The following is a 7298-nucleotide window of genomic DNA, read 5'->3' as shown; positions in this document are numbered from 1 at the left end:
CGCCGACTCCGGTCAACAACGGCGAGCGTGGCTGGGAACCGGGTTCTGCCCCGTCGGGCGGCGCGCGGCCCGCGTCGCCGCGACCGGAGAACATTGCCGGGATCAACACGAACAACCCGCCGACCGCGAATATCCGGTCCGCTCCCCCGCCTCCGCCGGCGAATGGCCGGCCTCCGGCGGTCGATCCACCGATGTCACGGTTGCCGACGAATGCCAACCGGGCGCCGAATTTTGTGCTGGCCGACCTGACAGGCAGCGAATGGGAATTCCGGTATGCCAGAGGGCGTCTGGTGCTGCTCGATTTTTGGAGCACCACCTGCGGGCCATGCAAGCGGGCCATTCCTTCGATCAAACGATTGCAGGCTGATTATGGAGCCAGCGGGCTGGAGGTGGTGGCTGTCGCGTGCGAACAGGATGGCCCCTTCGCCCAACGGGCCAAATGGGTTGATGAGGTCGCGCGTCAAAAAGAAGTCAATTACAAGGTTTATCTGGAACGTGATCGCCGCGTGGGCGAGGTTCAAACCCTCTTCAACGTGCAATATGTGCCGACGCTGGTTCTGCTCGACCGGCAGGGCAACATCCTCTTTCGCGGCGGCGGGACCGACACCGATTTTGCCCGTGTCGAGGGGATCATCAAAAGTTACCTGACCAACCGGAACTAATCGAAACGAGAGTCCTCTGGTTTTCAGGTTTCGGCACGTAAAAACTTCTCCCGGCGACGAATTACCCGCCTCCTCTCAAAAATACCCCGCCTTTCACTTCCAGTCTGAAAAAGAAATGGCGAGCATACGAAGGTTGCGTAAGTTAAATTATTGGGACGGGGTTGGCGCGGTGCCGGGGGCGACCGGGATGACAAACGAAGATACCGACGAAACACAGGCGGCGAGAAAACCGCGCCCACCCGCTCCCGATACCTATTCTCCGCCTCCCTTTGACGGCACCCTCACCGGGGCGCCCGTCAATTACATGCCGACCTTTGGCGTTCAGCCCCAACCGGAATTCCCCCCCCAACTGGGTTGCTATCGCCTCGGCCGGAAACTCGGCGAGGGGGGCATGGGGGCGGTGTTTCTGGCGGAAGACATGGTCTTGCGCCGACAGGTCGCCCTCAAGGTGGTGCGGCCCGGCTTGCTTTCCAATTCCGACGCGGGGCCGCGCTTCATCCGCGAAGCCCAAGCGATGGCCGCCCTCAAGCATGACAATATCGCCACGATTTACTCGGTCGGCGAGGACAAAGGCATTCCATACATGGCGATGGAACTGCTCAAGGGCACGTCGCTGGAGGCATTCCTCAAAAGCGGCCGGCCGCTGACAACCAAATCCATCCTGCGCATCGGCCGGGAAATTGCCCGCGGCTTGGGAAACGCCCACGCCAAGGGCGTTGTCCACCGTGACATCAAACCGGCCAACATCTGGCTGGAGGCTCCGGCCGGCCGGGTGAAGATCCTCGATTTCGGCATCGCCCGCCAGGACAAGGCGGCCGATGCCCTGACCGACACCGGCTTGGTGGTGGGCACGCCCCATTACATGTCCCCGGAGCAGGCCCGTGGCGAAAAGGTGGATGCCCGCGCCGATCTCTTCAGCCTCGGCGTGCTGCTCTACCGGCTCACCACCGGAAAGATGCCGTTTCAAGGGCCGACGCTCATGTCGGTCCTCATGGCCATCGGCACGGACAATCCCCCCTCGGCGGTGATGGTGAAACTGGAGACTCCTCCGCGATTGTCAACGTTGATCGACCGCCTGATCGCCAAAAAACGGGACGATCGCCCGGCCTCGGCCGACGAGGTCGCCACGGAACTTTCGCAAATCGAAAAAGAGATGGGCAAGGGAACCGCCGTCGGCCGCCCGGCGGGAGAATGGGAAACCGTGGGGCTTGTGATTGACGACGTCCTCCCCGTCGGCGATCACACCCGGAGTCCGCGAGATCATCACGCGGAGATGACCGAGGCCGTCCGCCCGGCCGACAAGACGGCCAAGGCCCCCGTCTCCCCGCTTCCGGCCGGGCACAAGCAAGAAGAGGCTTCCCCCCCCTCGCCGGTTCCGAAGAAAAAGAAAAAGCGAAAGCGACAAGAACAGCAATCGCTGCGTCCGATCCTTATCGGTTTCGGCGTCCTTTTCCTGGCGCTCACCTTGGTGCTTGGCTGGCGACTGACGCGGCCGTCCCCGACGATCACCGTGATCGCGCCGCCGGAGACGCCGCCCAAGGTGAAACCGAAAGAGACACCGGCGCCGGACGAACCGCCCCCGGCGGAGAAATCGAAGCCGGAGACACCGGAACCGGCACGGCCAATTGTTGTTGAACCGGAGCCTCGGCCCAAATTCGATCCGCCGTTTCCACCGCCCAAAAAGGATTTTCCATTCCCCAAGAAGGAAGATTTCCCGTTTCCCAAAAAGGACTTCCCCAAGAAGGATCTCCCCCGCGTGGATTTGGATCGGTGAGCCGGCCCGGCTGCCCAAGGCAGTCGGCATGACAGGAGAATTCGAGAGGGCGAAGATATGGCTGTGGCCGTTCCGGAAGACTTGCAAGCATTCCTCCGCAACCGGAAAAAGCTGAAGTACGACACGAGTGAGTGCGAACCGGGGCAAATCAAACTGCTTCCGTTGAGCAAGCTCAAGGTCGGCATGGTTTGGATCAACACCTGCCCGAAGAAGAAGCCGCAAGGCGACCCGCACGCGGGCGAAGACGGCCACTACGCCATCCCGGCGGTCGACCTGGTGGCCGACGCCGAGGGCTACGATCCCCAATTCATCCTGCTCTGGCTGCCAACTGAAGAACAATACGGCACCTGGGATTCAGACCACGCCGAATTGTTCGTGTTTCCCGGCGTCACCTGGACCGACATCGCCGCCGACCCGCTGCCCTACGTCAACGCCCAATGGGACGGCCCGGACGAATCCACGCGGGTGACGCCGTATCCCAAGTATCCTTACCGACCCGGCCGGCCGTATTGAGGACATGGCGTTGTTGCTGAAAACGACAACATCAATCATTTGCATGAATGCCAAGAGCGGATGGCCAATTCGATCATCGACGACGGAGATCATCTCGCCAGACAACATGGGAAAAACATGACCGATTTTGAAGAAGAATTCTTGTTGTGCAAATTGGCGGGTTTCTCCGAAACCGATCTGTTTTTTTGTAGCGGACCCAATCAGATTCTTGAGCCATTCACAAGCGTAATGGTGGGGGTGATCGAGGAATATCAAACAACAGCTATGGCGGTGGCGATTTCATGCCTTCCGGGAACTGTGTCGCTCCGGGAACACGAATTTGAAAATGTGTGGCGTTGGGAGCGGTCAAACCGTTTCATCGAAATCAGCGTGAATGACGACAACACATTTGAAGGAGGATGGCTCGGTTCACCGTTGAAGCTGAACTGCACATTTTCCGATCTGGTGGAATTTTGGCTGAATCTGGCCCGTTCGTACCCGGCCATTTATGTTCACCAACCAAGTTGTCGAATGTACACTCCTTGCTCGTTTCTGGAAGAAGTGGCCATGCGGGAGTTGAGTCGGGCGTTTCGATCCGGCGATTCAGGTATTCGTGAAAGGGCCATGCAAGAGTTTCAACGATATCGGACTTTGCACGGCCAACCGCGTCGTTGGAGACCCTCTTGGGAAGAAAAAGCGCCGCACGCGGTCAAGACCTTGTTTGATCTGGCTCCTCCGGTCGTTCCCATTCAATGCAAGGATTTCTGGCAAGTCGACAATTGGTTCTCCCGAATAGATCAATTCGATCACTTGGCCCATGCGAGGCAACTAGCTTACTTCGCATATCCGACCCTTGAAATAGTCGGGAAGCAACACAAATATGGCTTCATGGTCTGGGTGTCCGAAGAGAAAGAGAATTTGGGAAGAGAAATTGCCGATTCCCTCGGTGTTCTCGTCGAAGGAATGGTTTGCTAACGGGGCGTTTGGCAAACGGCCAGAACTCTCTCACGTCGTCGAATGCAGCGCAATCCGGTTCCCTTCGGTGTCCAAAATCACGGCCCGGTGGCCGTGCGGGCCGATCGGGTGGCGTTCTTTCATGATCCGGCCGCCGTTATCGCGGGCGGCGGTGATGGCGGCGTCGAGGCGGCCGTCCACGCTCAGATAAACCAGCGGGCCGGTTTCCGAGGGCTTGTTGTCCTCCATCTTGGCCAGACAGCCCGCGACGTTGTCGTCGCTGTGGGGAAGCAAGCCAAACTCGAAGCCCGGCCCGGATTGTTTGACGACGTCTTTGCCGAGGACGGCCGAATAGAACCGGATCGCCCGGTCCAGATCGACCACGGGGATGTCCGCCCAGCAGATGGTGTTGTTCTTGCTCATGAAAGCTCCGAATGTCGGAATGAGTCGGGGAGAGAATCAAACGAGTCGGCCATGATACTCAGGCCGCCGGACGGGTCGCAAGCCCGAAGCGAAGCGACGGGAAACATTCAACGAAAAAACCCCCGGCATTTGCCGGGGGCAAGGGATTTGAGTTTCCCCAACTTACTCACGACTTGGCTTTTTCCTTGGCCTCGTCTTTCTTGTCGTCCTTCTTGTCCTTGGCCTCATCCTTGGGTTTATCCTTCTTGTCCTTGGCCTCATCTTTGGGCTTGTCCTTCACTTCTTCGGCCGCCTTCGGTTCCGAGCCGTCCTTGATGCGTTCCAGCTTGAACGCATATCGGCTCGACTTCGGCGGGGCGGTGAAGTCGGTCGGGCGGTTCTTTTCGTCCCAGCTAATGCAGAACTCAAGTTTGTCGCCGTCGAGCTTGTAGATGCCCACGTCCTTGATGGCCTTGGTGACGGGCTTCTTCTTGCCGGTGATGCCCTTCTTGACCGTCCGTTCCTTCAGTTCGTTGCCCTTGTCATCGACATAAACAAGATCAACCGTCTTCGGCGTCTTGTTCGGATCGATGGTCATCTTCCGGCGGCTGATGACTTCAATGGCCCCGTCCCGGCCTTTGAACTCTTCGCGGAGAATGTTCTTTTCGATCACGTAGTAGTAGGTCGGGTCGATGACGGGCTTGTCGCCTTCTTCCTCGTCTTCGCTTTGCGAGCCTTCGCGGAAGGAGATCTTCCACTTTCCTTCGAGAGCCTTGACTTCGCTGTCGGTGGCGGCCTTCTCGGCGATGGCCTTCTCGGAGGGCTTGCAACCAGGCAGAGCACAACCGAACACGAGAGAGAACAACAGAATCCAATGCAACTTCATGAGAGACTCCGGCAAAAACTTGAGGATGTAACCGGAATCGTTCCGGTATCTAAAGAGTTTGTGAACCCGTCCACACGGCGACAAGGGTTGATGTTCGCACGGATATTCCAAAACCGGCGTCGTCAACCAACGGGTTCGTCTGGGGATCTATCCGATTCGCAATTGAGTTGAGGACAAATCCACCCGGAATTCCGTCTCCGGAATTCCCTCGAACAAGTCGGCATGGCTCTCGGGAATCGGCAGGCAGGCGAGATCCGTGAACGGGCCGCCGTTGAGCGATCGGCCCCCCACCAGAAACCGGCAGCCGGTTCCGCGAATGGCCGTCAGGGTGGCGAGCATCATCGCATGATCGTGGCCGTAGTAGCGGGGATCAATCACCCGGCCGGCGGTATCGGCCCCGACGACGAAAATGCTGGCGGGAAAAAGTCCGGCCTTCTCGGCGAAGGTGGGCGAGCGAGTCAGGATCACCGTGGCGCGGCCCTGAAATTGGGACGTTCGCCGGATCACTTCCTCGGGGGGAAGTTCCGGCTTGTCCACGTTGAAGAGGCTGATTTCAAAGCTGGCCGGCCGGGAAAACCGACGTTCCGCAATGGCCGCTAGTTCTGTGTGGCCCGCGTGCAACGGGTTGAACGAACCGGGGACGATCAACCCCGTCGCGACAGCCGTCAGGCTCACCCGGCCGTCGGCATCGATGGCCACCCAACGGGCGTCCCCCCGGCTCAGAAGGGCCAGCGCATCCGGGAGATTTGTCACGGGGCGAGGACTTTCACGGGGGTTTCAAAAGTGACCGTCTTTTTGGCCACGTTGTCCTCGACCGTGATCTTCAATTTAAATTCGCCGACCCGGTTCAGGGCCAGCGTGCCGGTGAAATTGGCCTGAATCAAACTGGCGAGTTTTTCCGGGTCGGTGGTGTCCGCGTTGGCAATGATCGGCTTGGCATCCACGGGTTTCCCGGCCGAATCCAACACCTCGGCCTTCATCGTCAGGCTCAGCTTTTTGGATTTGTCATACCCGGCCACCTTGAAGCGAAAGTAAAGGGATTCCCCGGCGACGCCGGTCGTCCCGGCGGGAATTTTTCCCTCAGGGTCGTGTGTGAAACGCGGGGCGAGAAGGTGAAACTCGCCGGTCTTGCAGGTCAGTTTCCGCTCAAGGGAAGCCGTTTCGGAGGCAACGCGGTCCCGCACGCTGACCGTCAGTTTGTACTCGCCGGCCGGCGCGACCGCCGGGAAAGTGACAACCGCAAACGTCGGCACGCTGTCCCCGCCGAGCGACATCACCCGTTGCAGCGTGGCCTTGGTGTCCACGACGGCTTTCCCGGCCGCGTTGACCAGCCGGATGGCCAGTTCGCAATCGGTCTTCCCCTCGGCCGTCGTCTTCACGCCATTGAGTTGAAACCGCACGACATATTCATCAAGCGGATACACATCGTCCGAATCGCGAACCGGCCCGAGCATCCCGTGGGCCGGCTGCACGTTGGTGATTTCCAGCTTGGCAAACGCCGCCGGGGCGACCGCAAGGAGGAGGAACAAGCCTGCGAACAGTTTCACGCGATGAACTCCGTTTCTGAAGCAAAGATGCAATGACGACAAGGCGATGTTTTCCGGTCTGAAGGACCGGTTAATCCAGCCCAGCCCGTGAGGGCTGGGAATACCATGCCCCCAAGGTTTTCCCGGTCTGAAGGACCGGTTATCGGCGGGCGTTTGTCTTCACGGCCCTGACGGGCCTTTGGCGGATAATCGGTCCTTCAGACCGGGGTCGCTCGATGGTGATCGTACCCAGCCCTCACGGGCTGGGCTGGATTAGCCGGTCCTTCAGACCGGAAAACCATTTCCCTGCCGCCATTTCCCAAATGATCGCCGATACCCTCTTAAATCTTCACAAAGATCCGCCGCTGATACATCCACAGCAACAACAGCCAATACACGAGTAGCACCAAGCCGCCACGGACCAGTGATTCATATTCCGGGCCGAACACCGTATAGGTACGGAATTCGTAGTGGCGTTCCAGCAGGAACAAATGCGTGGCCAGCGTTCGGCGAATCCAGCCGCCAAGCAAATGACTCACGCAATAGATGAAGATGGAGTTCGCCCCGATCACCACCAGCGGGAATGCCAGCACGCGCAGCGG

Annotated in this window: 8 protein-coding genes and 1 pseudogene; 4 read left to right on the top strand and 5 right to left on the bottom strand. The window is 59.2% G+C overall.

Annotation, left to right across the window (positions count from 1 at the left end; genetic code table 11):
- From BGIM_RS52620 to BGIM_RS0127110, 4 genes are all read left to right on the top strand, one after another.
- Positions 1–662, top strand: a 662-nt coding sequence (locus BGIM_RS52620) for a TlpA family protein disulfide reductase (protein ID WP_020472846.1), incomplete at its 5' end; no start/stop codon positions are given.
- Positions 663–849: 187 nt separating this feature from the next.
- On the top strand, positions 850–2436 hold the full coding sequence (locus BGIM_RS58355; protein ID WP_052640020.1) for a serine/threonine-protein kinase: 1587 nt from the start codon (positions 850–852) through the stop codon (positions 2434–2436).
- A 57-nt stretch (positions 2437–2493) separates the two neighbouring features.
- Positions 2494–2949: a hypothetical protein gene (locus tag BGIM_RS58350; RefSeq protein WP_020472845.1), complete on the top strand. Its 456-nt coding sequence runs from the start codon at positions 2494–2496 to the stop codon at positions 2947–2949.
- 60 nt (positions 2950–3009) lie between these two features.
- On the top strand, positions 3010–3903 hold the full coding sequence (locus BGIM_RS0127110) for a hypothetical protein (RefSeq protein WP_020472844.1): 894 nt from the start codon (positions 3010–3012) through the stop codon (positions 3901–3903).
- A gap of 30 nt (positions 3904–3933) precedes the next feature.
- Here the strand turns inward: BGIM_RS0127110 and BGIM_RS0127105 are convergent, their stop codons facing one another.
- The 5 genes and pseudogenes from BGIM_RS0127105 to BGIM_RS66565 form a co-directional block, all read right to left on the bottom strand.
- Positions 3934–4305: a VOC family protein gene (locus BGIM_RS0127105; protein WP_020472843.1), complete on the bottom strand. Its 372-nt coding sequence runs from the start codon at positions 4303–4305 to the stop codon at positions 3934–3936.
- A gap of 166 nt (positions 4306–4471) precedes the next feature.
- Positions 4472–5170 (bottom strand): TIGR03067 domain-containing protein, encoded by a 699-nt coding sequence (locus tag BGIM_RS0127100; protein WP_157369449.1) that lies wholly within the window; start codon positions 5168–5170, stop codon positions 4472–4474.
- Positions 5171–5317: 147 nt separating this feature from the next.
- Positions 5318–5923, bottom strand: a complete 606-nt coding sequence (locus BGIM_RS0127095) for a hypothetical protein (protein WP_020472841.1) — start codon at positions 5921–5923, stop codon at positions 5318–5320.
- Positions 5920–6717, bottom strand: coding sequence for a hypothetical protein (locus BGIM_RS0127090; RefSeq protein ID WP_020472840.1), 798 nt, complete (start codon positions 6715–6717; stop codon positions 5920–5922). The genes BGIM_RS0127095 and BGIM_RS0127090 overlap by 4 nt, the downstream gene beginning before the upstream one ends.
- A 320-nt stretch (positions 6718–7037) precedes the next feature.
- Positions 7038–7298 (bottom strand): annotated as a pseudogene (locus BGIM_RS66565) (hypothetical protein); the annotation flags it as partial.

It is taken from the genome of Zavarzinella formosa DSM 19928, from assembly GCF_000255705.1.
Taxonomy (GTDB): domain Bacteria; phylum Planctomycetota; class Planctomycetia; order Gemmatales; family Gemmataceae; genus Zavarzinella; species Zavarzinella formosa.
The sequence above is the reverse complement of the archived record's forward strand: the minus strand, read 5'-3'. Positions and strand labels throughout refer to the sequence as shown.